The sequence below is a fragment of the Streptomyces ruber genome, assembly GCF_014648075.1.
Lineage (GTDB): Bacteria > Actinomycetota > Actinomycetes > Streptomycetales > Streptomycetaceae > Streptomyces > Streptomyces ruber.
The window spans coordinates 320,698-345,687 of sequence record NZ_BMQK01000005.1 but is presented as its reverse complement, the minus strand read 5'-3'; the positions used below and the strand labels follow the sequence as shown (position 1 = coordinate 345,687).

Here is a 24,990-nt window from a genome sequence, read left to right as displayed (position 1 = left end):
AGGTGACCTCGTCCCGCTCGAACTTCATCCGGGCGCCGCGCCCGTAGCCGAGCCGGCGCCGGGCGAGGTGGTCCGCCACCATGTCGGTGGTGATCGGTACGCCGGCGGGGAGCCCCTCCAGCGTCGCGACGAGTGCGGGACCGTGGGACTCCCCCGCGGTCAGCCAGCGCAGCCTGCTCAACGGTGCTCCTCCTGCTCGCGCCCGGTTCTGCGGATGCCTCGGTGTAGACGCTTCCTCGCGTACGGCAACGGCGTGACCGGGTGCGCGGCCCTGGCCCGCCGTGGACGATCCTCCCACGTCCGGGCAGCTCGACCGGCCGGAGGTCCAGCAGACGGGACGACAGCGGGCCGGGCCGGCGCTCAGCGCCTGGCGAGCGCGTCCTCCCCGGCCTTCCGCATGGCGCCCAGCGGCGCCGACGCGCACCCCGTCATCTGCTCGACCTGCAGCACCGCCTGGTGCACCAGCAGGTCGAGGCCGCCGACGACGGCACCGCCGTACGCGGACCAGCGCGCCGCCAGTTCGGTGGGCCACGGCTCGTACAGCACGTCGAACAGGGTGGCGGGCCGCTCCGGGACGGCGCCGGACAGGGCGTCCGTCGTGCCGGCCGGGGTCGTGGCGACGACCAGGGGCGCGTGCAGCGCCTCGGCCGCGTCCGCCCAGCCGGCGGTGCGTACCGGGACGCCGAGCCGCTCGCCCCACTGCCGCATCTCGGCGGCGCGCGCTTCGCTGCGCACGTAGGCGACGACCTCGCCGGTGCAGATCCGGGCGAGTGCCGCCAGGGCGGAGGAGGCGGTGGCGCCCGCGCCGAGGATCGCGGCGGACTCCACTGTCTCGACACCGTGCTCGCGCAGGGCGGCGACCATGCCGGGGATGTCGGTGTTGTCGCCGGTCCTTCGGCCGTCCTCGGTGAGGACCACGGTGTTCACCGCCTCCACGGAGGCCGCCGTCTCGCTGATCCCGTCGAGCAGCGGAATGACCGCCCGCTTGAGCGGCATGGTCAGCGACAGGCCCGCCCACCGGGGGTCCAGACGTTCGAAGAAGCCCGGCAGCGCCTCCTCGTCGACGTCGAAACGGTCGTACGTCCAGCCCTCCAGGCCCAGCTCGGCATAGGCGGCGCGATGCAGCACCGGAGAGAGGGAGTGGGCGATCGGCGAGCCGAGGACGGCGGCCCGGCGACGGTCAGTTGCCCGCGCTGGCATTGAACTTGTCCTTCAGCTCGAGGAACTCGTCGTGCGTCCTGGCGAACTCCGTCTTGCTGACGCCGTCGGTCGCCACGAAGTAGATCCAGCCGTCGTCCGTGGGGTCGAGCGCCGCGCTCAGAGCCTCTTCGCCGGGGTTGCCGATGGGTCCGGGCGGCAGACCCCTGTGGTAGTAGGTGTTGTACGCGTCCGTGTTGCTGTTGATCTCGGACTCGCTGACGTGGATGTTGCTCTGGCCCTTGAGGTAGTTGAAGGTCGAGTCGAACTGCAGCTTCTGGTTGGTCTCGGTGTTGGTGGGCTTGAGCCGGTTGTAGACGACCTCCGCCATCTTGCGGAAGTCGTCGTGGGTCTTCCCCTCGGCCTGCACCAGGCTCGCCACGGTGAGCAGCTGCCAGGGGCCCTCGAGACCGAGGCCCTTCGCCTGCTCCTCGAGCCCGATCTTCTCGTACTGCTCGTTGGCCTGCGCCACCATCTCCCTGAGCACGTCCTCGGGCTTCTGGCCCTTGGCCACCGGATAGCTGGAGGGGTAGAGGAACCCTTCCAGCGGATCCCTGACGCCCTCGTGGTTCATCGCCCAGCCGGGCAGGCCGAGGTTCTTCCACTCGGTCTTCGCGACCTCGGCCGTGGTGCCCTCGTCCACCTCGAGACGCTCGTCGATGAGCTCGTATATGGCGGCGTTGCGCTTGCCCTCGGCGATGACCAGGTTGTTGCGGCTCTTGGGGTCGAGCATCAGGGCGACGGCGTTGGCGGCGGACATCTGCGTGTTGAGGACGTAGACGCCGGCCTGGATCTTGTCCCCGTCGGGGTTGTTCGCCTGCGCGGTCACGAAGGCGTCGACGCTCTTGACGACGTCCGCCTTCTTCAGCTCCTGCCCTATCGTGTAGCCGCTCGCGCCCCCGGCGATGGTGACGGTCACGGTCCGCTGGGTGCCCTCACCGATGTAGTCCGGGGCCGCGCCGAAACGATCCTGGTAGAACTGGTAGCCGAAGTAGCCGACGCCGCCGACACCACCGCCGAGGACCAGGACCACCACCAGGCAGGCGAAGCCGTTGCGGCTCTTCTTCCCGCCCTTGCCCTTGGCTCCCTTGCCGCCCCGGCCCCGGCGGTCACCGTGTGCGGCGCGCTCGTCCGGGCCGCCGTCCGCCTCGTCCTCGGCGTCCTCGCCCGCGAAGAAGGCCTGCTCGCCCTGGTCGGGCCCCGGGTCCCAGCCGGTCTCCTCCGGCCGGTCCCCGGGCTCGTCACGTCGGCGCGCCGGCGGCTCCGGCGGCGGGTACGCGTCGGGGGTGCCGTAGAAGTCGGCCTGGTCGGCACCGTGCGCACCGGCCTGGTTCCCGTAGGGGTCCAGGGGGTCGGCCGGGTACGGAACCTGCGGCTGCCCCTGTGTCCCGGTGTTCCAGCCGCCCTGGTACTCCTGCTGTCCCTGGCCGGAGTACTGCGCGTGCTGCTGCTCGTACTGCTGCGGGTAGGACTGCTGCGTCTGGTCGTAGGCGCCCTGCGGCCCATGACCCCAGTCGCCGTACTGCGGCTGCTGCGGATGGTGCTGCGGCCGGCCGTCGTAAGAGGGCTGCTGGGCCTGCTGCCCTTCCCATCCGCCGTCCCCGTACAACGGGTCCTCGGGATGCCACGGTTCGGAGCCTTGGCCCCGGCCATACTGAGTCATCGATCCCCTAGAGCCGCGAGGCGACGGTCACCCGGCTCCGTGCTCCGGCGCCCGTTCCGCCTCTCTCTGTGCGGTGGCTGTTCGAACACCGCCGCATCGCGCGGAACGTTACCGTATCGCGATCAGACAACCACTTCGACGCCCTCGCCCGGCGGCCTGCCTGACACCCGTTCGGATTCGAGCGCCTGCTGAAGGATGATCACAGCGGCGGCCTGGTCGATGACGGACCTGCCCTTCTTGGACTTCACGCCCGAGGCGCGCAGTCCCTGACCGGCCGTCACTGTGGTCATCCTCTCGTCCAGAAGTCGTACCGGAACGGGGGAGATCCCGCGTGCCAGTTCCTGGGCGAAGCCGCGGACCTTGGCCGCCGCCGGGCCCTCGCCGCCCTTGAGGGAGCGAGGGAGGCCGACGACGACCTCGAGGGGCTCGTACTCCTCCACGAGCTGCCTCAGCCGGCGCTGGGCGGCCGGGACGTCGCGTCCCGGAACCGTCTCCACCGGTGTCGCGAGGATCCCGTCGGGGTCGCACGAGGCGACCCCGATACGGGCGTCCCCGACGTCGATCGCGAGCCGACGTCCTCTGCGCATGATGTCCGGTCCCTACTTGGCGGTCTCGGCGACCAGGCGCTCGACGGCGTCGACGGCGTCGCCGATCGCGGCCGGGTTCTGGCCGCCGCCCTGGGCGACGTCCGGCTTGCCGCCACCGCCGCCGCCGAGCGTCTTGGCGGCGGTACGGACCAGGTCGCCGGCCTTCAGGCCGCGGTCGCGGGCGGCGTCGTTGGTGGCGATGACCGTCAGCGGCTTGCCGTTGTTCACGGTGAACAGGGCGACCACGGCGGCCCGGCCGCCCTGGATGCGGCCGCGCACGTCGAGGACCAGCTTGCGCAGGTCGTCGGGGGTCGTGCCGTCCGGGACCTGCCCGGTGACGACGGCGACGCCGCGGACGTCCTTGGCGGACTCGGCGAGCCCGGCGGCGGCCTGGAGGACCTTCTCCGCGCGGAACTTCTCGATCTCCTTCTCGGCGTCCTTCAGCTTGCCGAGCATGGCGGAGACCTTCTCCGGGAGCTCCTCCGGACGGCCCTTGATCAGCTCCTGGAGCTGGGCGACGACCGTGTGCTCACGGGCGAGGAAGTTGTAGGCGTCGACGCCGACCAGGGCCTCGATACGGCGCACACCGGAGCCGATCGACGACTCGCCGAGCAGCTTCACCAGGCCGAGCTGGGCGGTGTTGTGGACGTGCGTGCCGCCGCACAGCTCCTTGGAGAAGTCGCCGATGGTCACGACGCGCACCCGGTCGCCGTACTTCTCGCCGAACTCGGCGATGGCACCCTGCTTCTTGGCCTCGTCGATGCCCATGACCTCGGCGTGCACGTCCAGGTCGCGGGCGAGCACCTCGTTGATCTTCTGCTCGACGTCGGTCATCACGGCCGTCGGGACGGCGGACGGGGAACCGAAGTCGAAGCGGAAGCGGCCGGGCTGGTTCTCCGAGCCGGCCTGGGCGGCCGTCGGGCCGAGGGCGTCGCGCAGGGCCTGGTGGGTCAGGTGGGTGGCCGAGTGGGCGCGGGCGATGGCCTTGCGGCGGCGGGAGTCGATCGAGGCGTGGGCCGAGGCACCGACGGTGACCTCGCCGACCTGGACGACGCCCTTGTGGACGTACACGCCCGGGACCGGCTTCTGGCAGTCGCGGACCTCGATCACGGCGCCGGAGTCGACCTTGATGCGGCCGGTGTCGCCGATCTGGCCACCGCCCTCGGCGTAGAACGGGGTGCGGTCGAGGACGATCTCGACCTCGTCGCCCTCGGTGGCGGCCGGGGAGGACACACCGTCGACGAGGATGCCGACGATCCGGGACTCGCCCTCGGTGTCCGTGTAGCCGATGAAGTCGGTGGCGCCGGAGCTGTCGGCGATCTCGCGGTAGGCGCCGAGGTCGGCGTGGCCGGTCTTCTTGGCCTGGGCGTCGGCCTTGGCGCGCTCCCGCTGCTCCTTCATCAGGCGGCGGAAGCCGTCCTCGTCCACGGTGAGGCCCTGCTCGGCGGCCATCTCCAGGGTGAGGTCGATCGGGAAGCCCCAGGTGTCGTGGAGCAGGAACGCCTTGTCGCCGGGCAGCACCGTGGAGCCGGCGGACTTGGTCTCGGCGACGGCGGTGTCCAGGACGTTGGTGCCGGAGTTCAGCGTCTTGAGGAAGCGGGCCTCCTCGGCGAGGGCGACCTTCTCGATGCGCTCGCGGTCGGTGACGAGCTCCGGGTACTGCTGGCCCATCATCTCGATCACGGTGTCGACCAGGTCCTTCACGACCGGACCCGTGGCACCGAGCAGGCGCATGTTGCGGATGGCACGGCGCATGATGCGGCGCAGCACGTAGCCGCGGCCCTCGTTGCCGGGGCTGACGCCGTCGCCGATGAGCATGACGGAGGTGCGCATGTGGTCGGTGACCACGCGCAGGGAGACGTCCGAGTCGTGGGCGTCGCCGTAGGCGACACCGGTCAGCTCGGTGGCCTTCTTGATGACGGCCATGGAGGTGTCGATCTCGTACATGTTCTGCACGCCCTGCAGAATCATGGCGAGGCGTTCGAGGCCGAGACCGGTGTCGATGTTCTTGCTGGGCAGGTCGCCGAGGATCTCGAAGTCGTCCTTGCCGGTGCCCTCGCCACGCTCGTACTGCATGAAGACCAGATTCCAGATCTCCACGTAGCGCTCGTCGTTGACGGCGGGGCCGCCCTCGACGCCGAACTCGGGGCCGCGGTCGTAGTTGATCTCCGAACACGGACCGCACGGACCGGGCACGCCCATGGACCAGAAGTTGTCCTTCTTGCCCAGGCGCTGGATGCGCTCGGCGGGGACACCGACGACGTCGCGCCAGATCTGCTCGGCCTCGTCGTCGTCCTGGTAGACGGTGATCCAGAGCTTCTCCGGCTCCAGGCCGTAGCCGCCCTTGTCCTGGGGCGAGGTGAGCAGCTCCCAGGCGAGCTTGATGGCGCCTTCCTTGAAGTAGTCGCCGAAGGAGAAGTTGCCGCACATCTGGAAGAACGTGCCGTGCCGCGTGGTCTTGCCGACCTCTTCGATGTCGGGCGTGCGCACGCACTTCTGCACGCTGGTGGCGCGGTCGAACGGCGGCTTGACCTCACCGAGGAAGTACGGCTTGAAGGGCACCATGCCCGCGGGGACCAGGAGCAGAGTCGGGTCGTCCGCGATGAGCGACGCCGAAGGCACGACGGTGTGCCCGCGCTCCTCGAAGAAGCTCAGCCAGCGGCGGCGGATTTCGGCCGACTCCATCAGTGGTCCTCATTCCGGTTGTGCGAGTTGTAGGAGTTCTTCCGGTACGTCGAACCTTCGACGTACTTCGGGGTGGTGCGGTTCTCGATGGCGGCGTACCGGTGAGCTGCCGGGAGCTCGTCGCGGTCGACCGGCGCGTACAGGCCGAGCGCGTCGCCCAGCTCCTCCTCGCGCTGCGCCATGCCGTCGCGGACGTCGAGCGCGAAGTCGACCGCGCGCTCCTTGATGCGGTGCCCGGCCTCGAGCGCCTTGTTGGCCGCCGTCGCGGCCAGACTCTCGGGGGTCAGCTGCTTCAGCTTGCGGTTGACCTTGGTGGTGGCCCACACACCGGCGGCGACGCCCGTGGTGAACCAGAACGTACGACGGAACATCGCTGGGTCAGTCCTTCTTCCCCCGGCCGCGCCGCTCCCGGCGCGCGGACGGGACGGTACGGCCGACGATCACGGTGCGCCGGGAGGCCCTGCCCGGCTTCCCCGGCGCGTCCTCCTTGCGGCCGCCGATGGCGCGGCGCACGCCGTAGCCGAACGCCGCGACCTTCACCAGCGGGCCGCCGAAGGTGGAGGCGACGGTGGTGGAGAGCGCCGAGGCGTTGGAGGTGACCTCCTGCACGTCGGAGGCGATCGCGTCGACCCGGTCGATCTGCGTCTGCGCGGAGCGGACCGCGGAGGAAGCGTCGGCGAGGAGCGGGACCGCCTGATCGGTCACGTCCGCGACGAGCTTGGTGGTCGCCCTGAGCGTCTGGGCCAGCCTCGCCAGCGCGACGGCGAGGAAGGAGACCAGGATCGCCCAGAACACGGCCACCAGGATCCCGGCCACCTCTCCACCGGACACTGCGCACCCGCTCCCTGGCACTTGCCTGAACATCGAAAAGTCGTGCCCCGAGCCTATCGCGCCGGGGATGTCGCTCCGCACCGCATTAACGCGGTACCGCATGACACGGAGAGCACACGGGATGCGGAAAGCCCGCCGCCCCGCCCGCCTCGAAGGGGGCGGGGGAACGACGGGCTGACGCGCGAGGGGACTACGTCCGCCGAAGAAGGATCAACGGGCGTAGTACTCGACGACGAGCTGCTCGTCGCAGATCACCGGGATCTCCTTGCGGTTCGGCTCACGGTCCAGGCGGAACGCCAGGGCCTTGAGGTTCACCTGGAGGTAGCGCGGGGTCTCGCCGTCCGCGGCGAAGCCACCCTCACGGGCGACCTCGAACAGCGGCTTCTGACGGCTGCGCTCACGGACCATGACGACGTCGTCCGGCTTGACGCGGAAGGACGGCTTGTCGACCTTCTGGCCGTTGACCTCGATGTGGCCGTGGACGACCATCTGACGGGCCTGGTAGATCGTGCGGGCGATGCCCGAGCGCAGGACCAGGGCGTCGAGACGGCGCTCGAGCTCGATGATCAGGGCCTCACCGGTCTTGCCCTGGACCTTGGAGGCACGCTCGTAGGCGCGGACGAGCTGACGCTCGGACACGTCGTACTGCGCGCGCAGACGCTGCTTCTCGAGCAGACGGACCTTGTAGTCCGAGTTCTGCTTGCGGCCGCGGCCGTGCTCACCCGGCGGGTAGGGGCGGGCCTCGAAGTACTTGACGGCCTTCGGGGTCAGCGCGATACCGAGGGCACGCGACTTCTTGACCTTGGGGCGGGACTGGTTCGCCACTGTTTCTCTTCTCTCGGTGTTCGGCTCGTCAGGGTTTGAGGGAGGTCGCATCCGCAGCCGGGGAATCCCGCCTCGTCTCGCCTGAGTCGAGGTGGGCAGCCGCTCCCCTGGTCTGGGCACATACGTGCAGCACGCGAGTGGCCCACCGACCGCTCCCGGGATCCGGGTGGTGGTGGGCTGCCCGCGACACCTTCGACGGTGCGCGACGCTCCTGGAACCCCGCTTGAGGGTTCCGGCCGGGTGTCCCGCTCTGACAGCGCGGGACTCGGCACTCCGGGCGAGTTTACAGGGTGCTCAGGACCGCTTGCGACCGAGGTGCTTCCTCGTCCACTCCACCGCGTCCGCGTACCGGGCCTCGGCGCCGTGCCGGGTCGGGGTGTAGTACTGGCGGTCCTTGAGCGCGTCCGGTGCGTACTGCTGGGCGGCGATGCCCTCGGGCAGGTCGTGCGGGTACACGTAGCCCTGGGAGTGGCCGAGCTTGGCGGCGCCCTTGTAGTGGCCGTCGCGCAGGTGCGGGGGCACGGGCCCGGCGAGGCCCTTGCGGACGTCCTCCATGGCGGCGCCGATGGCGGTGGTCGCCGCGTTGGACTTGGGGGCCAGGGCGAGCGCGATGGTGGCGTGGCTGAGGGTGAGGGCGGCCTCGGGGAAGCCGATCATGGCGACGGCCTGGGCGGCGGCGACCGCGATGGGCAGCGCGTTCGGATCGGCCAGCCCGATGTCCTCGCTGGCGGAGATCATCAGCCGCCGGGCGATGAACCGGGGGTCCTCCCCCGCCTCGATCATGCGGGCCAGGTAGTGCAGGGCCGCGTCGACGTCGGAGCCGCGGATCGACTTGATCAGGGCGCTGGCCACGTCGTAGTGCTGGTCGCCGGAGCGGTCGTACTTCACCGCGGCCCGGTCGACGGTCTCCTCCAGGGTCGTCAGGCCTATCTCCGTCTCGCCCTTGTCGAGGGCGGCTCCGGCCGCGGCCTCCAGGGCGGTCAGCGCGCGGCGGGCGTCGCCGCCCGCGATGCGCAGCAGGTGCTCCTCGGTGTCCCCGGGGAGGGTGACGGACCCCTTGAGCCCGCGCTCGTGGGCGAGGGCGCGGCGGAGCAGTCCGCGCAGGTCGTCGTCGGTGAGCGGTTCGAGGGTGAGGAGGAGGGAGCGGGAGAGCAGGGGAGAGATCACGGAGAAGTACGGGTTCTCCGTCGTCGCCGCGATCAGCGTGACCCAGCGGTTCTCCACGGCGGGCAGCAGGGAGTCCTGCTGGGCCTTGCTGAAGCGGTGGATCTCGTCGAGGAAGAGGACGGTCTCGGTGCCGTAGCCGCCGGTGGCGCGGCGGGCGCCGTCGATGACCGCGCGGACCTCCTTGACGCCCGCGGTGATCGCGGAGAGCTCCACGAAGCGCTTGTTGGTGGCCTTGGAGACGACGTACGCGAGGGTCGTCTTGCCCGTGCCGGGCGGGCCCCACAGGATCACCGAGGAGGGGCCGGCGGGGCCGCCGCCGGACTCGCCGACGAGTCTGCGCAGGGGCGAACCGGGCTTGAGCAGGTGCTGCTGGCCCACGACCTCGTCGAGGGTGCGCGGGCGCATCCGTACCGCCAGGGGGCTGCTGGACGGCTCCCTCTCCTGGCGTTCTTCGGCGGCGGCGGTGAACAGGTCGGGCTCCACGGTGAAACCCTAAATCACCGCACCGACAACGCGGCGGGCGCCGTCGGGCCGTCCGCCGTCCCGCCCGTCGGCCCGTCCGTCAGCTGGTCCAGAAGTCCCACCAGCGGGTCAGGATCAACATGCCGATGATGCCGATGTGCATCACGGGCAGGACCCAGGTGAACTCGCCGAGGAAGCCCTTGAGCCGGCTCGGCGCGGGCAGGAAGCCGTTGCGGACGTTGAGCGACGTCACGTACCAGAACATGACGATCGTGGCGACCCAGGCCAGGCAGCACCACAGGCACAGGGAGTTGATCCGGTACAGGGACTGGAACTGCAGCCAGGTGCAGAAGCCGACACCGAAGAGGGTGCCCGCGTTGAAGGTGAGCCAGTACCAGCGCGGGAAGGAGGCACGGGCCAGCAGGCTCATGCCGACGCAGATCACGATGCCGTACGCGACGAGGCCGAGCATCGGGTTGGGGAACCCGAAGACCGAGGCCTGATCGCTCTTCATGATGTTGCCGCAGGAGACGACCGGGTTCAGGCTGCACGCGGGAGTGAAGTTCGGGTCCTCGAGGAGCTTGAACTTGTCGAGCGTGATGACCCAGGCGGCGAGCAGTCCGGCCGCGCCCGTGATCAGCAGCATGATCGCGAAAGCACGTCCGGTGCCCACCCTGCCCGGGGACGGGGCGGCGGGGTCCCGCTCGAGTGGCACGTCCTTGACTGTCGTCTTGCTCATCACGTCGTATCCGTAAGGTCGTCGAAGAAGCCGTCCGGCACGGTCATTCTGCCGTACACAGTCGTCCTCGAGGCGTCTGACGGACGTAAGAAAGGACGTTCGGCGGGGGACGGGAGGGACCAGTGGGCCCCGGAACGCCGGTCACGGAGTTCCGGGGCCCACCCCGTCCGGTCCTCCGGCTACGGCCTGCCGAGCCGGGTCTCCAGCTCCGCCACGATCTCGTTGACGCCGATCGCCTGCTGCTCGCCGGACTCCATGTCCTTGAGCTGGACGACATTCTCGGCGAGGTCGCGCTCGCCCAGCACGAGTGCGTAGCGGGCGCCCGACCGGTTGGCGGCCTTCATCGCCGCCTTCAGCCCCTTGCCCCCGTACGCGAAGTCCGTCGCGACGCCCACCCGGCGCAACTCGGTGACCTTGGCGAACAGCACCCGGCGGGCCTCCTCGCCGAGCGGTACCGCGTAGACGCTGGTGGTCGCGGGCAGGGCGAGCTCGACGCCCTCCGCCTTCAGCGCGAGGACCGTACGGTCCACGCCGAGGGCCCAGCCCACCGACGGGAGCGCGGGGCCGCCGATCATCTCGGAGAGGCCGTCGTAGCGGCCGCCGCCGCCCACCGCGGACTGGGAGCCGAGGCCGTCGTGGACGAACTCGAAGGTCGTCCGCGTGTAGTAGTCGAGGCCGCGGACCAGCTTCGGGTCGTCCTCGAAGGCCACGCCCGCCGCGGTGATCAGCTCGCGGACCTCCTCGTGGTACGCCTTGCAGGCGTCGCAGAGGTAGTCCCGGAGAAGCGGTGCGCCTGCCAGCTGCTTCTGGACGTCCGCGCGCTTGTCGTCGAGGACGCGCAGCGGGTTGATCTCGGCGCGGCGCAGGGTCTCCTCGTCCAGGTCCAGGCCGCGCAGGAAGTCCTGCAGGGCGGCGCGGTAGACCGGGCGGCACTCCTTGTCGCCGAGGGAGTTGAGGAGGATGCGGAAGTTCCTCAGGCCCAGCGAGCGGTACGCCTGGTCGGCCAGGATGATCAGCTCGGCGTCCAGGGCCGGGTCCTCGGCGCCGATCGCCTCGGCGCCCACCTGCGAGAAGTGGCGGTAGCGGCCCTTCTGGGGGCGCTCGTAGCGGTAGTACGAGCCCGAGTACCAGAGCTTGACCGGGAGGTTGCCCGCCTTGTGCAGGCTGCCCTCCAGGGCGGCGCGCAGCACGGAGGCGGTGCCCTCGGGGCGCAGGGCCAGCTTGTCGCCGCCCTTGGTCTCGAAGGCGTACATCTCCTTGGTCACGATGTCGGTGGACTCACCGACGCCGCGCGCGAACAGCTCGACGTTCTCGAAGCCGGGCGTCTCGATGTAGCCGTACCCGGAGTTGCGCAGCGGGGCGGCGATGGCCTCGCGGACGGCGAGGTACTGGGCGCTGTCCGGCGGCAGCAGGTCGTACGTGCCCTTGGGGGCCTTGAAGGTGCTCACGAAAAGTCTCTCGTCACATTCCTCGTCGGGGAGCGGACCCGGGGTCCGCACCGCGATCCTGGCGGCCGGCGGCCACCTGCCGCAGATACGGGTTGGTGGCGCGCTCCTGGCCGATGGTCGTCTGGGCGCCGTGGCCGGACAGCACCACGGTCGAGTCGTCGAGCGGCAGGCACACGCGGGCCAGCGAGTCGAGCATCTCGGCCATGTCACCGCCGGGCAGGTCGGTGCGTCCGATGGAGCCGGCGAAGAGCAGGTCGCCCGAGAAGAACACGGAGGGGACGTCCGCCGTCTCGGGCATCCGGAAGGTCACCGACCCCTTGGTATGGCCCGGTGCGTGCGCCACGGAGAACGTGAGGCCCGCGAGCGAGAGCCGGGACCCGTCGGTCAGCTCCTTCACGTCGTCGGGCTCCCCCACGGCCAGCTCGCCCATCAGCGGCATCCCGATGGAGCGGCCGATCCCCTTCTCGGGGTCGCTCATCATGTACCGGTCCGCGGGGTGGATCCACGCCGGCACGTCGTGCGCGCCGCACACGGGGACGACCGAGGCCACGTGGTCGATGTGGCCGTGGGTGAGGACGACGGCGACGGGCTTGAGCCGATGCTTCCTCAGTGCCTCCTCGACGCCCCGCGCGGCCTGGTGGCCCGGGTCGATGATCACGCACTCCTCACCGGCGGCAGGGGCGACCAGGTAACAGTTGGTCCCCCAGGCCCCGGCGGGGAACCCGGCAATGAGCACGATCGTCCTTCTTGTGTCGTAGAGAGCGGCTGCTGACTCCGCCGTGGAAGCGGTCCGCCGCGGATCAGAGCCTACCGGCGCTGCCGTTTCCTCAGCGAACCCATATACGGTACGGGGCACACGCAGGCGGTCGACGCCAGGGACGCCCCGCGTACCGGTCGACGTACACGACGCATGAGGAGAGAACCCCGTGGTCAGCCAGGAACAGCGGCGGCGTCAGCTCGCCCGGGAGAAGTTCTTGCGGCAGCAGCAGCGGCGCACGTCGGCGCGGCGCAAGGCCCGTGTCCGCAACTCCGTGATCGCCTCGGTCCTCGGCGTGATCCTCATCGGCAGCGTCGCGCTGTACACGACCGGCGCCCTGAAGGGCGACGACAACAAGGAGAACGCGAGTGCGGAGGTGACCCCGAGCGCCTCGGCGAGTCCGGTCGAGGACCCGTGCGAGAAGCCCGCCGAGGGCGAGGTGAAGAAGCTCAGCTTCGACAAGGAGCCGGAGCTCACCGTCGACAAGTCCGCGACGTACACGATGGATCTGCGGACGACCTGCGGTGACATCTCCATAGCGATGGACGCGTCGAAGGCCCCGCACACGGTGAACTCGTTCGACTTCCTGGTCGGCAAGGGTTACCTGGACCACACGAAGTGCCACCGGCTCACCACCGCCGGCATCTACGTGCTCCAGTGCGGCGACCCCGAGGGCACCGGCATGGGCGGCCCCGGCTACACGATCCCGGACGAGAACCTCAAGGACGAGCGCCTGAAGGGCGACGTGTACCCGGCGGGCACGGTGGCCATGGCCAACCAGTACAACGCCCAGTCCGGCGAGGGCCGGAACAGTGGCGGCAGCCAGTTCTTCCTCGTCTACCAGGACAGTCAGTTGCCCGCCAACTACACACCGTTCGGGACGATTTCCGAATCGGGCATGAAGGTCCTGCAGAAGATCGCCGAGGCGGGCGAGAACTCGGGCATGGGGGACGGCGCCCCGAACGCGACCGTGGTGATCAACAAGGCGACGGTCTCGAAATCCTGACCGCCAACTGCGAAATTTCGGTCGCGCGGGATGCGGACAGCCGCCCCGCCGGTCGCCTATGTTGGCCGTGACGAAACTGTGGACGATGCCCGGGGGTGCAGCAGCCTGCCGCAGGCATCATGTGGAGGAGGCGCTGTGAGCAGCGACCCGTGGGGCCGCGTCGACGAGACGGGGACCGTGTACGTGCGTACGGCCGACGGCGAGCAGGTCGTCGGTTCCTGGCAGGCCGGCTCTCCCGAGGAGGCGCTGGCCTACTTCGAACGCAAGTACGAGGGCCTGGTTGTGGAGATCGGCCTCCTCGAACGACGGGTACGGACCACCGACCTGTCGGCGAAGGACGCCCAGGCCGCGATCGCCCATCTGCGGGAGCAGGTGGACGCACACCACGCGGTGGGCGACCTGGACGCGCTGCGGACCCGGCTGGACAAGCTCGTCCAGACGGTCGAGTCCCGCCGTGAGGAGCGCAAGGCGCAGCGGGCCAAGCAGTCCGACGAGGCGCGCAGCGCCAAGGAGACGCTGGTCGCCGAGGCGGAGGAGCTGGCCGCGTCCGAGCAGTGGCGGGCGGCCGGTGAGCGGCTGCGGGCGCTGGTGGACACCTGGAAGGGGCTGCCGCGCCTCGACCGCAAGTCGGACGACGAGCTGTGGCACCGCTTCTCGCACGCCCGCTCGGCGTTCTCCAAGCGGCGCAAGGCGCACTTCGCGCAGCTGGACGCGCAGCGCGAGGAGGCCCGCAAGATCAAGGAGCGGCTGGTCGCGGAGGCCGAGGCGCTGTCGGACTCGACCGACTGGGGACCGACCGCGGCCCGCTACCGCGAGCTGATGACCGAGTGGAAGGCGGCGGGCCGCGCCCAGCGCGAGCACGAGGACGACCTGTGGAACCGCTTCCGCGGCGCCCAGGACGTCTTCTTCGCCGCCCGGGGCGCGGTGTTCGCCGAGCGCGACGCCGAGCAGGCCGAGAACCTGAAGCTCAAGGAGGAGCTGGCGGGCGAGGCGGAGAAGCTGCTTCCGGTCACGGACCTGAAGTCGGCGCGCGCCGCGTTCCGCTCCATCAACGAGCGCTGGGAGGCCATCGGCCACGTCCCGCGGGACGCCCGCCCGAAGGTGGAGGGCCGGATGCACGCGGTGGAGCGGGCCATCCAGGAGTCCGAGGAAGCGGAGTGGCGCCGTACGAACCCGGAGGCCCGCGCCCGGGCCGAGGGCCTCACGGGCCAGCTGCAGGCGGCCGTCGACAAGCTCAAGGGCCAGATCGAGGCGGCCCGCGCCTCCGGCAACGACGCCAAGGCCGGCAAGCTCCAGCAGGAGCTGGACGGCCGCCAGGCGCTGCTCGACCAGGCGCTGAAGGGGCTGCAGGAGTTCGGCGGCTGACGCTGCCGGCCGCTCCACGACGGTACGACGGTGCCGCCTCCTTCCGGGGAGGCGGCACCGTCGTACGCGCTACCGCTGCTGCCGCGCCGACGTCACGCGGTACACGTCGTACACGCCCTCCACTCCCCTGACCGCCTTGAGCACGTGCCCGAGGTGCTTCGGGTCGCCCATCTCGAAGGTGAAGCGGGAGGTGGCCACGCGGTCGCGGGAGGTCTGGACCGCGGCCGAGAGGATGTTGACGTGCTGGTCGGACAGGACGCGGGTGACGTCCGACAGGAGCCGGGACCGGTCCAGGGCCTCGACCTGGATGGCGACCAGGAAGACCGAGGACTGGGTGGGCGCCCACTCGACGTCCAGGATGCGCTCCGGCTCGCGGGAGAGCGAGTCGACGTTGACGCAGTCGTTGCGGTGCACCGAGACACCGCTGCCACGGGTCACGAAGCCGATGATCGGGTCGCCGGGGACGGGCGTGCAGCAGCGGGCGAGCTTGACCCAGACGTCCTCGACGCCCTTGACCACCACACCCGGGTCGTTGCTGCTGCGGCGCTTGCGACGGCCGCGCCCGCGCGTGGACGGGACCGCCTCGTCGATCTCCTCGCTGGCTGCCTCCTCCCCGCCGAGCGCCTGGACGAGCTTCTGCACCACGCCCTGGGCCGCCACGTGGCCCTCGCCGATCGCCGCGTACAGGGCCGAGATGTCGGGGTAGCGCATCTCGTGCGCAAGGGTGACCAGGGAGTCGCCGGTGAGGATGCGCTGGATCGGCAGGTTCTGCTTGCGCATCGCGCGGACGATGGCGTCCTTGCCCTGCTCGATCGCCTCGTCGCGGCGCTCCTTGGAGAACCAGGCGCGGATCTTGTTGCGGGCACGGGGTGACTTGACGAAGCCGAGCCAGTCGCGGGACGGGCCGGCGCCGGACGCCTTGGAGGTGAAGACCTCGACCAGGTCGCCGTTGTCCAGGGTGGACTCCAGCGGCACCAGGCGTCCGTTGACACGTGCGCCTATCGTGCGGTGGCCGACCTCGGTGTGGACGGCGTACGCGAAGTCGACCGGGGTGGCGCCCGCGGGCAGCGCTATGACGTCGCCCTTCGGCGTGAAGACGAAGACCTCGTTGCGGGAGAGGTCGAAGCGCAGGGACTCCAGGAACTCGCTGGGGTCCTCGGTCTCCTTCTGCCAGTCCAGGAGCTGCCGCAGCCACGCCATGTCGTTGATGGCGGCCGAGTCCTTGCCGGCCTTGCCGGCCGGCGCCTTCGGCACGTCGGTACGCACCTTGGAGGCGCCCGCGACGGCCTCCTGCTTGTACTTCCAGTGCGCGGCGATGCCGTACTCGGCGCGGCGGTGCATGTCGAACGTACGGATCTGGAGTTCGACCGGTTTGCCGCTGGGCCCGATGACCGTCGTGTGCAGCGACTGGTACATGTTGAACTTGGGCATCGCGATGTAGTCCTTGAACCGCCCGGGAACCGGGTTCCAGCGGGCGTGGACCGTGCCCAGGGCCGCGTAGCAGTCGCGGACCGTGTCCACCAGGACGCGGATGCCGACCAGGTCGTAGATCTCCGCGAAGTCCCGGCCGCGGACGATCATCTTCTGGTAGACGCTGTAGTAGTGCTTCGGGCGGCCGGTGACGGTCGCCTTGATGCGGGCCGCGCGCAGGTCGGACTGGACCTCGTCGGTGACGACCGCGAGGTACTCGTCGCGCTTGGGGGCGCGCTCGGCGACCAGGCGGACGATCTCGTCGTACATCTTGGGGTAGAGGATCGCGAAGGCGAGGTCCTCCAGCTCCCACTTGATGGTGTTCATGCCCAGGCGGTGGGCGAGCGGCGCGTAGATCTCCAGGGTCTCGCGCGCCTTCTTCTCCTGCTTCTCGCGCTTGAGGTAACGCATGGTGCGCATGTTGTGCAGGCGGTCGGCGAGCTTGATGACCAGGACGCGCGGGTCCTTGGCCATGGCGACGACCATCTTGCGCACGGTCTCGGCCTGCGCGGCCTCGCCGAACTTGACCTTGTCCAGCTTGGTGACGCCGTCGACGAGCAGGGCGACCACGTCGCCGAAGTCGCGGCGGAGCTGGTCCAGCCCGTACTCGGTGTCCTCGACCGTGTCGTGCAGCAGGCCCGCCATCAGGGTCGCCGGGTCCATGCCGAGCTCGGCGAGGATCGTGGTGACCGCGAGCGGGTGGGTGATGTACGGGTCGCCGCTCTTGCGCTTCTGGCCGCGGTGCCAGCGCTCGGCGACCTGGTAGGCCTTCTCGACCTGACGGAGCGTGGCCGTCTCGATCTTCGGGTCGTTGCTGCGGACGATGCGCAGCAATGGCTCCAGGACCGGGTTGTACGGGTTGGAACGCTGGACGCCGAGCCGGGCGAGCCGGGCGCGGACGCGGTTGGAGGAGCCGCCCGACCGCTCCGCCCTGCCCTGGGCCGGACGCGCCGGCGTGGCCGCCACGCGCTCCGCCGGGGTCGGCCCGGGCCTCGGCCCGGAGGTCCTGCCGGACGCGGACCGGGCGCGCTCGTCCCCGCTCCGGGCGGTGTTCTCCGCACCCGGCGCGGGCTCGGCCGCGGATGCCGGCGTCTGCTCCGGCTTGGCGGCGGTCAGTGGCTGGGCCTCGTCTGCCAAGAGGGCTCCTCGTGCGCGATCCGGGTCCCCCGGTCAGGCTCCGGAGACCCCATGGTAGCGATCCCGGGCTTGTCGCTCGTCGTCGACCGGTGAGACGCCCTGGTACTGGTGGAACACCAGGGGCGGGCCCCGGATTCCTCCGGAGCCCGCCCCTGCGGTGTTCCACGGGTGGCGCGAAAGGCTCAGACCTGCAGCAACGCGTCCAGCGGGGCGCCACCGAGAGCCGGTTCCAGACGGGCCCGGCCGCCGAGGAAGCCCAGCTCCATCAGGACGGCGACGCCCGCGACGTCGGCGCCCGCCCGGCGGACGAGCTGGAGCGAGGCCTCGGCGGTGCCGCCCGTGGCGAGCACGTCGTCGATGACCATGACGCGGTCGCCGGCTGCCAGGTCCTCGGCGTGCACCTCGATCTCCGCGGAGCCGTACTCCAGGTCGTAGGCCTGGCTGAGGGTCGCTCCGGGGAGCTTGCCCGCCTTGCGTACGGGGATGAAGCCGACGCCGGCCCGGACGGCGACCGGGGCGCCCAGGATGAAGCCGCGGGCCTCCAGGCCGACGATCTTCGTGGCGCCGTTGCGGACGGCGAGCTGCGACAGGGTGTCCGTGAGTGCGGTGAACGCCTGCGGGTCGGCCAGCAGCGGGGTGATGTCCTTGAACATCACCCCCGGCTCCGGGTAGTCCGCGACGTCGCGGATGCGGCTGAGCAGGAGTTCCTGGATGTCGGTCATCGACGCTTTCCGGACGGTCGGCCGCGGCCCCGGTTGCGGGTCGCGGGCTGGTGGCGCGGGCCGACGACGGCGGGGGCGGCGTCCTCCGGCTCGTCGCCGTACGGCTCGTCGGCGGTCCCGTCCTGGTCGGCCGTGTCCCGGTCGGTGCTCTGCGCCCGCTTGGCGAGCACGCGCTTCTTGAGGGCCTTCATCTGCGGCTCGCGCTCCTTGAGGTCGGCGACGAGCGGCGTGGCGATGAAGATCGAGGAGTACGCGCCGGCGGCGAGACCCACGAACAGCGACAGCGAGATGTCGTTCAGCATACCGGCGCCGAGGACACCGCCGCCGATGAAGAGCAGGCCGGCGACCGGCAGCAGCGCGACCACCGTGGTGTTGACGGAGCGGACCAGGGTGCTGTTGATCGAGCGGTTGGCGATCTCGCTGTAGGTCCAGCGGGTCTGCTTGGTGATGTCCTTGGTCTGCTCCTTGAGGCTGTCGAAGACGACCACCGTGTCGTAGAGCGAGTAACCGAGGATGGTCAGCAGACCGATCACCGTGCCCGGGGTCACCTCGAAGCCGACGAGGGCGTAGATGCCGACGGTGATGGTGATGTCGTGGATGAGGGCGACGAAGGCGGCGACCGCCATGCGCCACTCGAAGGCGATCGCCAGGTAGATCACCACGAGGACCAGGAAGATGCCGAGGCCCTGCCACGCCTTGTTGGCGATCTGCTCGCCCCAGCTGGGTCCGACGAGGTCGGCGTTGATGTCGTCCGCGTCGACCTTCAGGTCCTGCGCGAGCTGCTGCTTGATGTCGTCGGACTTCGCGGTGTCCACGCCGGAGACCTGGATGCGCATCCCGCCGGAGCCGAGCTCCTGCACGATGGCGTCGTGGCCCGCGGCCTCTTCCGCGTACGTCTCCGCCTGGGAGGCCGAGACGCTCGTCTTCGGGACGGTGAAGACGGCGCCGCCCTGGAACTCGATGCCCATGTTCAGGCCGCGGAACCCGAGGCCCGCGATGGCCAGGACGGTGATCAGTACGGAGACGCCGTACCAGAGGAAGCGGTGGGCGACGAAGTCGTAGCCGATTTCGCCGCGGTGGAGCCGGGCGCCGAGGTTGCCGAGCTTCGACATCTCACGCCTCCTTGGGGTCGACGTGGACGGCGGGACGGCGGGTGCGGCGCAGCGGCGGCCGGGCACCGAGCCGCTTCGGGTCCAGGCCGGACCACTTGTGGCCGCCCCCGAAGAACTTGGTGCGGGCGAGGAGCGTCAGCAGCGGCTTGGTGAAGAAGAAGACGACCACCACGTCGAGGAGGGTGGTGAGACCCAGCGTGAACGCGAAGCCCTGGACCTTGCCGACGCTGACCACGAAGAGCACCGCGGCGGCGAGGAACGACACGAAGTCGGAGACCAGGATGGTGCGCCGGGCGCGCGGCCAGCCCCGCTCGACGGCGGGACGCAGCGAGCGGCCCTCGCGGACCTCGTCCCGGACGCGTTCGAAGTACACGATGAACGAGTCCGCGGTGATGCCGATGGCGACGATGGCGCCGCAGACGGCGGGCAGGTTCAGCGCGAAGCCGATCGCCGGGCCGAGCAGCGACATGATCACGTAGGTCAGGGCCGCCGAGATGAGCAGCGAGGCGAGCGCGATGAGCGACAGACCGCGGTAGTAGACGAGCAGGTAGATCACGACCAGGGCGAGGCCGATGGCGCCGGCGATCAGACCGGCCTCCAGCTGCTCACCGCCGAGCGCGGCGGTGACCGTGGTGACGCTCGACTCCTTGAAGGAGAGCGGGAGCGCGCCGTACGACAGCATGTTGGCGAGCCCCTGGGCCTCCTCCTGCGTGAAGCTGCCGGAGATCTCGGCGTTGCCACCGGTGATCGACTGGTTCACGTACGGGTCGGAGACGACCTCGTTGTCGAGGACGATCGCGAACTGGTTCTGCGGGGTCTGGTTCTGGGCGAGCTTGCCGGTGATGGCGGCGAACTTGTCGGCACCCTTGGACGTGAAGTCCATGGTGACCTTCCAGCCCGCGGCGCTCTGGGTGTCGAAGACCGCCTCGGCCTTGTCGACGTCCGTGCCGTCGACCTCGGCCGGGCCGAGGACGTACTTCTGCCACTGGCCCTGCGCGTTCTGGCCGCAGGCGACGGTCGAGTCGGCGGGCTTGGCGCCGCTGCCGGCCTCGGAGCGCTGGTCGGCCTTGGTGCAGTCGAGCGCGGCGTACTGGGCCTGGAGCTGCGCGTCCGCCTCGCCGGAGCCCGCGCTCTCGGAGGCGGAGGCGGAGGCGGACGGGCTGGCGGAGGCGTCGGCGCTCGTGGCGGCCGAGTCGCTCGGGGTGGGGTCGGCCTTGAGGGCCTCGGTGACCGCGCGGCCCTGGGAGGTTGCGCTCGCCGACGGGCTCGCGGCGTCGGAGGGCGACGAGCTCGCCTCCTCGTCCGCGGCCGACTCGTCGGCGGAGGCCGACGGGCTCGGGGAGGCTGCGGCGCTGGAGCCGGCGCTCGGGCTGGCGCTCGCGTCGGTGCCGGAGACCTCCGTGGCCACCACCGGGCGGAAGTAGAGCTTGGCGGTGGTGCCGACCTGCTCCCGGGCCTGTTCGGAGTCGGTGCCCTTGGGAACGTTGACGATGATGTTGCGATCGCCCTGGGTCTGGACCTCCGCCTCGGAGACACCGAGGCCGTTGACACGGCGCTCCATGATCTCGACCGCGGTGTCCATGTTGGTCGGGTTGATCGCGTTCGCCTGGCCGGGTTCGGTGACCGCCGTCAGCGTGATGCTGGTGCCGCCGGCGAGGTCGATGCCGAGACGCGGGGTGTGGTGTCCGGAGGCGAACATGCCCCCGGTGAGCGCTACGACGGCGATCAACATGAGGACCAGTGCGCGGCCTGGTCTGCTCTGGGCGCTCGCGCTCCGGCCCTTCTTCGGTGCTGCCACCTTCTCGTACTCCCTCTCGGGCCGCCCGGCGCCGGATGGACGCGCGGACGGCCGTGCCATTGGGTCGGGGTCCCGTGCGGTAACGGCACGTACCGGGGGACGCGGGACGCGAGTCGGTCGCGCCGCGCTTCCCGGGCGTGCTTACTTCGCGTCGGACTCGCCGTCGGTCTTCTTCGGCTCCGCCTGCTCGGCCTGCGGCGCGGCGTCCGCCCCGTCCACGGCGTCGGCGTCCGCGTCCTTCTTGCCGAGATCGAGGGGCTTGGCGGCGGGGGTCGCGTCGGCGGGCTCGTCGGTCCCGGTGAGGGAGGAGGCGTCGTCCGGAACCACGGTGTCGTCGGCCTTCAGGTCGTGCTCGATGCCGTGGACGATGCGGTTGTACTCGTCGTCGTCGAGGACGGAGCCGATGGCGTTCTTCGCGAAGAGCAGTTCGACGCCGGGACCGGCGTCAAGGAGAACCGTGTCCTCGTTGACCTCCTTGACCGTCGCGTACATGCCCCCGATCGTACGGACGCCGGAACCGGGCTGCATCGAGTTCCGCATGTCGACGGCCTGCTGCTGCTTCTTCTTGGCCGACCGGGTCATCAGGAACATGGCCCCGATGAGCACGATGAACGGGAGGAGGGTCACGAGACTCACGGGTCGGAACTTCCTTCACACGACCGCGGTGTGAGCGGCCTGATGGTTGGGGATGTGGGGGTGCTGCCGGCAAGGGCGGCACCGGCGGAGTCTAGGCGAGTCCGCACGCAGGGAACAACGCACAGCATGGCACCGGGGTTCCGGAGCGGGCGAGTCCCGCGCCGTCACGTCCCGAACAGGTCCTGTTGTCCGTTTCCTGCGGTGTTCTGCCGGGGTGGGGTGAGGCCGAGATGCGCCCATGCGGCGGGGGTCGCCACGCGGCCTCTGGGGGTGCGTGCCAGGAGTCCCTCGCGGACGAGGAAGGGCTCCGCGACCTCCTCGACGGTCTCGCGCTCCTCCCCCACCGCGACGGCGAGCGTGGACAGGCCGACGGGTCCGCCGCCGAACAGCTTCAGCAGGGCCGTCAGCACCGCGCGGTCGAGGCGGTCGAGGCCCCGGGAGTCGACCTCGTAGACGGCGAGGGCGGCCGCGGCGATGTCCTCGGTGATCACTCCGTCGGCCTTGACCTGCGCGTAGTCCCGTACGCGGCGCAGCAGCCGGTTGGCGATGCGGGGGGTGCCGCGGGAGCGGCCGGCGATCTCGGCGGCGCCCGCGGGGTCGATCTCCACCTCGAGCAGGTCCGCCGAGCGGTGGACGACCCGCTCCAGCTCGGTCGGCTCGTAGAACTCCATGTGCGCGGTGAAGCCGAAGCGGTCGCGCAGCGGGGGCGGCAGCAGGCCCGCGCGCGTGGTGGCGCCGACCAGCGTGAACGGCGGCAGTTCGAGCGGGATCGCGGTGGCCCCGGGGCCCTTGCCGACGATGACGTCGACGCGGAAGTCCTCCATGGCCATGTACAGCATCTCCTCGGCGGGCCGCGACATGCGGTGGATCTCGTCGAGGAAGAGGACCTCGCCCTCCTGGAGGGAGGACAGGATGGCGGCGAGGTCGCCGGCGTGCTGGATGGCGGGGCCGCTGGTGATGCGGATCGGGGCGCCCATCTCGGCCGCGATGATCATCGAGAGGGTGGTCTTGCCGAGGCCGGGGGCGCCGGAGAGCAGGACGTGGTCGGCGGTCGCCCCGCGCGCGCGGGCCGCCCGGAGCACGAGGTCGAGCTGCTCGCGGACCTTCTCCTGGCCGATGAACTCGTCCAGGTCCTTGGGACGCAGGGCGGCCTCCACCGCCTGGTCCTCGCGGTCGGCGGCGGAGCCCACCAACCGCTCCGCGGCGGAGTCGGCGGACCGCTCGCCGGCTGCCGTGTCGGTCGGGTCGTCCCAGTTCATCGCGTGTGCCTCGGGGGTTGTCGCAGTCGGGTGGGTGAGTTCGGGGAAGCGCGGCGCGGGGCGCTGCGGGACCGGCACGGCGCCCTCCGGTCAGCGCGCTCTGTTGAGGGTCTGCAGCGCGGCCTTCAGCAGCGAGCCGATCTGGGGCGTGCCCCCGGCGGCCTCCGCCTGCGGGGTCACCGCGGTCACCGCCTCGTCGGCCTCCCGGGTGGCGTACCCGAGGCCGATGAGCGCGGCGTGCAGCTGGTCGCGCCAGCCGGCGGTGACCGGGGCGCCGGCCGCGGGGGCGCCGACCGGTTCCCCGAGGCGGTCCTTGAGCTCCAGGAGGAGCTTCTGGGCGCCCTTCTTGCCGATGCCGGGGACGGCGGTGAGGGCCTTCTCGTCGCCGGTCGCGACCGCGCGGCGCAGGGCGTCCGGGCGGTGCACCGCGAGCATGGCCTGGGCGAGGCGCGGGCCGACCCCGCTGGCGGTCTGGAGCAGCTCGAAGACCTGGCGCTCGTCGTCGTCCGCGAAGCCGTACAGGGTGAGCGAGTCCTCGCGGACGACGAGGGAGGTGGCGAGCCTCGCGGGCTGTCCGACGCGGAGCGTGGACAGGGTGTCCGGGGTGCACCGGACGGCCATGCCGACGCCGCCGACCTCGACCACCGCGGTGTCGGGGGCGAGGGCTGCGACCGTGCCGCTGACGAAGGCGATCATGCCGTACGGCCTTTCGATGCGTGCAGGGCGACGGCCTGCTGGAGTCTGTTCTGGGCGGGGGCCCGCCAGATGTGGCAGATGGCGAGCGCGAGGGCGTCGGCGGCGTCGGCCGGCTTCGGGGGCGCCGCGAGCCGCAGCAGACGCGTGACCATGGCGCCCACCTGCGCCTTGTCCGCGCGGCCGCTGCCGGTGACGGCGGCCTTGACCTCGCTGGGGGTGTGCAGGGCGACGGGGATGCCGCGGCGGGAGGCGCAGAGGATGGCGACGGCGCTGGCCTGGGCGGTGCCCATCACGGTGCGGACGTTGTGCTGGCTGAAGACTCGCTCCACCGCGACGTACTCGGGTCCGTACTCGTCGAGCCACCGCTCGATGCCCTGCTCGACGGCGACGAGACGGTGGCCGAGGTCCGCGTCCGCGGGCGTCCGGACGACACCGACCCCGATCATGGTGAGCGGCCTGCCCGCGACGCCCTCGACCACGCCGACGCCGCACCGCGTCAGGCCCGGGTCCACCCCCAGTACGCGCACGCGCACCCCTCCCTACGAAACCTGTTCCCGCAGGCTATCGGGTGCCACCGACAACGGCCCCAAGCCGACGGGCCGACGGGGTGTCCCGTCGGCCCGTGCGGATCCCGGCCTGCCTCTCGCGGCGTGCCCTAAGCGTCGACCTTCGCCATGACCTCGTCGCTCACGTCGAAGTTGGCGAAGACGTTCTGCACGTCGTCGCTGTCCTCCAGCGCGTCGATCAGCTTGAAGATCTTCTTGGCGCCCTCCTCGTCCAGCTCGACCTGCATGGTCGGGACGAAGTTGGCGTCGGCGGAGTCGTAGTCGATGCCGGCGTCCTGGAGGGCGGTGCGCACCGCGACCAGGTCGGTGGCCTCGCTGAGCACCTCGAAGGACTCACCGAGGTCGTTGACCTCCTCGGCGCCCGCGTCGAGCACGGCACCCAGGACGTCGTCCTCGGTCAGCTCGCCCTTGGGGACGATGACGACGCCCTTGCGGTTGAACAGGTACGACACGGAGCCCGGGTCGGCCATGGAGCCGCCGTTGCGGGTCATCGCGACGCGGACCTCGGAGGCGGCGCGGTTGCGGTTGTCGGTGAGGCACTCGATGAGCACCGCGACACCGTTGGGGCCGTACCCCTCGTACATGATCGTCTCGTAGTCGGCGCCGCCGGCCTCCAGGCCGCCGCCGCGCTTGATCGCCGAGTCGATGTTCTTGTTCGGGACCGACTGCTTCTTCGCCTTCTGCACGGCGTCGTACAGCGTCGGGTTGCCCTCCAGGTCGACGCCGCCCATCCGCGCCGCGACCTCGATGTTCTTGATCAGCTTCGCGAAGAGCTTGCCGCGCTTGGCATCGATGACGGCCTTCTTGTGCTTCGTCGTGGCCCATTTAGAGTGGCCGGACATCTGCCTGTCTCCTTCGCGTA

Annotated in this window: 23 protein-coding genes; 2 read left to right on the top strand and 21 right to left on the bottom strand. The window is 70.7% G+C overall.

All coding sequences use genetic code 11. From position 1 onward, the window contains the following. The 12 genes from IEZ04_RS15520 to IEZ04_RS15465 all read right to left on the bottom strand — a co-directional run. The coding region (locus IEZ04_RS15520) for a chorismate synthase (RefSeq protein ID WP_158824659.1) at positions 1-181 on the bottom strand (181 nt) is incomplete at its 3' end. Positions 182-360: 179 nt separating this feature from the next. Then, positions 361-1,200, bottom strand: coding sequence for a shikimate dehydrogenase (locus IEZ04_RS15515; protein ID WP_189217425.1), 840 nt, complete (start codon positions 1,198-1,200; stop codon positions 361-363). Continuing rightward, a complete protein-coding gene (mltG, locus tag IEZ04_RS15510; protein WP_189217424.1) occupies positions 1,181-2,860 on the bottom strand; it encodes an endolytic transglycosylase MltG in 1,680 nt (559 codons plus the stop codon). Before mltG ends, IEZ04_RS15515 begins: the two co-directional genes overlap by 20 nt. A gap of 122 nt (positions 2,861-2,982) precedes the next feature. Continuing rightward, positions 2,983-3,447 carry a Holliday junction resolvase RuvX gene (gene ruvX, locus IEZ04_RS15505; RefSeq protein WP_189217423.1) on the bottom strand — a complete coding sequence of 155 codons (465 nt, stop codon included), beginning with the start codon at positions 3,445-3,447 and terminating at the stop codon, positions 2,983-2,985. A gap of 12 nt (positions 3,448-3,459) precedes the next feature. Continuing rightward, the gene (alaS, locus tag IEZ04_RS15500) at positions 3,460-6,132 is read right to left on the bottom strand and encodes an alanine--tRNA ligase (RefSeq protein WP_189217422.1); all 2,673 of its coding nucleotides are present in this window, start codon (positions 6,130-6,132) and stop codon (positions 3,460-3,462) included. Then, entirely contained in the window at positions 6,132-6,503 is a 372-nt protein-coding gene (locus IEZ04_RS15495; RefSeq protein ID WP_189217421.1) for a hypothetical protein, read from the bottom strand. The genes alaS and IEZ04_RS15495 overlap by 1 nt, the downstream gene beginning before the upstream one ends. 7 nt (positions 6,504-6,510) lie before the next feature. Continuing rightward, the gene (locus tag IEZ04_RS15490) at positions 6,511-6,963 is read right to left on the bottom strand and encodes a DUF948 domain-containing protein (RefSeq protein WP_189217420.1); all 453 of its coding nucleotides are present in this window, start codon (positions 6,961-6,963) and stop codon (positions 6,511-6,513) included. 210 nt (positions 6,964-7,173) lie between these two features. Further along, positions 7,174-7,788, bottom strand: a complete 615-nt coding sequence (gene rpsD / locus IEZ04_RS15485) for a 30S ribosomal protein S4 (protein WP_030577314.1) — start codon at positions 7,786-7,788, stop codon at positions 7,174-7,176. Between the two features lie 294 nt (positions 7,789-8,082). Beyond that, on the bottom strand, positions 8,083-9,438 hold the full coding sequence (locus IEZ04_RS15480; protein ID WP_189217419.1) for a replication-associated recombination protein A: 1,356 nt from the start codon (positions 9,436-9,438) through the stop codon (positions 8,083-8,085). A gap of 79 nt (positions 9,439-9,517) precedes the next feature. Further along, complete coding sequence (locus tag IEZ04_RS15475; RefSeq protein WP_189217418.1) at positions 9,518-10,156, bottom strand: vitamin K epoxide reductase family protein; 639 nt, start codon at positions 10,154-10,156, stop codon at positions 9,518-9,520. 179 nt (positions 10,157-10,335) lie between these two features. Beyond that, positions 10,336-11,604: a histidine--tRNA ligase gene (gene hisS / locus IEZ04_RS15470; protein WP_189217417.1), complete on the bottom strand. Its 1,269-nt coding sequence runs from the start codon at positions 11,602-11,604 to the stop codon at positions 10,336-10,338. A gap of 13 nt (positions 11,605-11,617) precedes the next feature. Beyond that, the gene (locus IEZ04_RS15465) at positions 11,618-12,340 is read right to left on the bottom strand and encodes an MBL fold metallo-hydrolase (protein ID WP_189217416.1); all 723 of its coding nucleotides are present in this window, start codon (positions 12,338-12,340) and stop codon (positions 11,618-11,620) included. Between the two features lie 190 nt (positions 12,341-12,530). Between IEZ04_RS15465 and IEZ04_RS15460 the strand changes: the two genes are divergently transcribed. Then, positions 12,531-13,367 (top strand): peptidylprolyl isomerase, encoded by an 837-nt coding sequence (locus IEZ04_RS15460; protein ID WP_189217415.1) that lies wholly within the window; start codon positions 12,531-12,533, stop codon positions 13,365-13,367. 135 nt (positions 13,368-13,502) lie between these two features. After that, a complete protein-coding gene (locus IEZ04_RS15455) occupies positions 13,503-14,732 on the top strand; it encodes a DUF349 domain-containing protein (RefSeq protein WP_189217414.1) in 1,230 nt (409 codons plus the stop codon). A 69-nt stretch (positions 14,733-14,801) separates the two neighbouring features. On the opposite strand, the gene IEZ04_RS15450 is transcribed toward IEZ04_RS15455, so the two are convergent. From IEZ04_RS15450 to IEZ04_RS15410, 9 genes are all read right to left on the bottom strand, one after another. Then, a complete protein-coding gene (locus tag IEZ04_RS15450) occupies positions 14,802-17,339 on the bottom strand; it encodes a RelA/SpoT family protein (protein ID WP_189217413.1) in 2,538 nt (845 codons plus the stop codon). 182 nt (positions 17,340-17,521) lie between these two features. Further along, the gene (locus IEZ04_RS15445) at positions 17,522-18,061 is read right to left on the bottom strand and encodes an adenine phosphoribosyltransferase (protein ID WP_189217412.1); all 540 of its coding nucleotides are present in this window, start codon (positions 18,059-18,061) and stop codon (positions 17,522-17,524) included. Next, the gene (gene secF, locus IEZ04_RS15440) at positions 18,058-19,173 is read right to left on the bottom strand and encodes a protein translocase subunit SecF (RefSeq protein ID WP_189217411.1); all 1,116 of its coding nucleotides are present in this window, start codon (positions 19,171-19,173) and stop codon (positions 18,058-18,060) included. Before secF ends, IEZ04_RS15445 begins: the two co-directional genes overlap by 4 nt. Before the next feature lies 1 nt (position 19,174). Further along, complete coding sequence (secD, locus tag IEZ04_RS15435) at positions 19,175-20,971, bottom strand: protein translocase subunit SecD (RefSeq protein WP_189217410.1); 1,797 nt, start codon at positions 20,969-20,971, stop codon at positions 19,175-19,177. A gap of 141 nt (positions 20,972-21,112) precedes the next feature. Further along, complete coding sequence (yajC, locus tag IEZ04_RS15430) at positions 21,113-21,607, bottom strand: preprotein translocase subunit YajC (protein WP_189217409.1); 495 nt, start codon at positions 21,605-21,607, stop codon at positions 21,113-21,115. 164 nt (positions 21,608-21,771) lie between these two features. After that, a complete protein-coding gene (gene ruvB / locus IEZ04_RS15425; RefSeq protein ID WP_189217451.1) occupies positions 21,772-22,866 on the bottom strand; it encodes a Holliday junction branch migration DNA helicase RuvB in 1,095 nt (364 codons plus the stop codon). Positions 22,867-22,956: 90 nt separating this feature from the next. After that, positions 22,957-23,562 carry a Holliday junction branch migration protein RuvA gene (gene ruvA, locus IEZ04_RS15420; protein ID WP_189217408.1) on the bottom strand — a complete coding sequence of 202 codons (606 nt, stop codon included), beginning with the start codon at positions 23,560-23,562 and terminating at the stop codon, positions 22,957-22,959. Next, a complete protein-coding gene (gene ruvC / locus IEZ04_RS15415) occupies positions 23,559-24,089 on the bottom strand; it encodes a crossover junction endodeoxyribonuclease RuvC (protein WP_189217407.1) in 531 nt (176 codons plus the stop codon). Before ruvC ends, ruvA begins: the two co-directional genes overlap by 4 nt. Positions 24,090-24,217: 128 nt before the next feature. Further along, positions 24,218-24,970, bottom strand: coding sequence for a YebC/PmpR family DNA-binding transcriptional regulator (locus tag IEZ04_RS15410; RefSeq protein WP_189217406.1), 753 nt, complete (start codon positions 24,968-24,970; stop codon positions 24,218-24,220). Between the last annotated feature and the right edge of the window lie 20 nt (positions 24,971-24,990).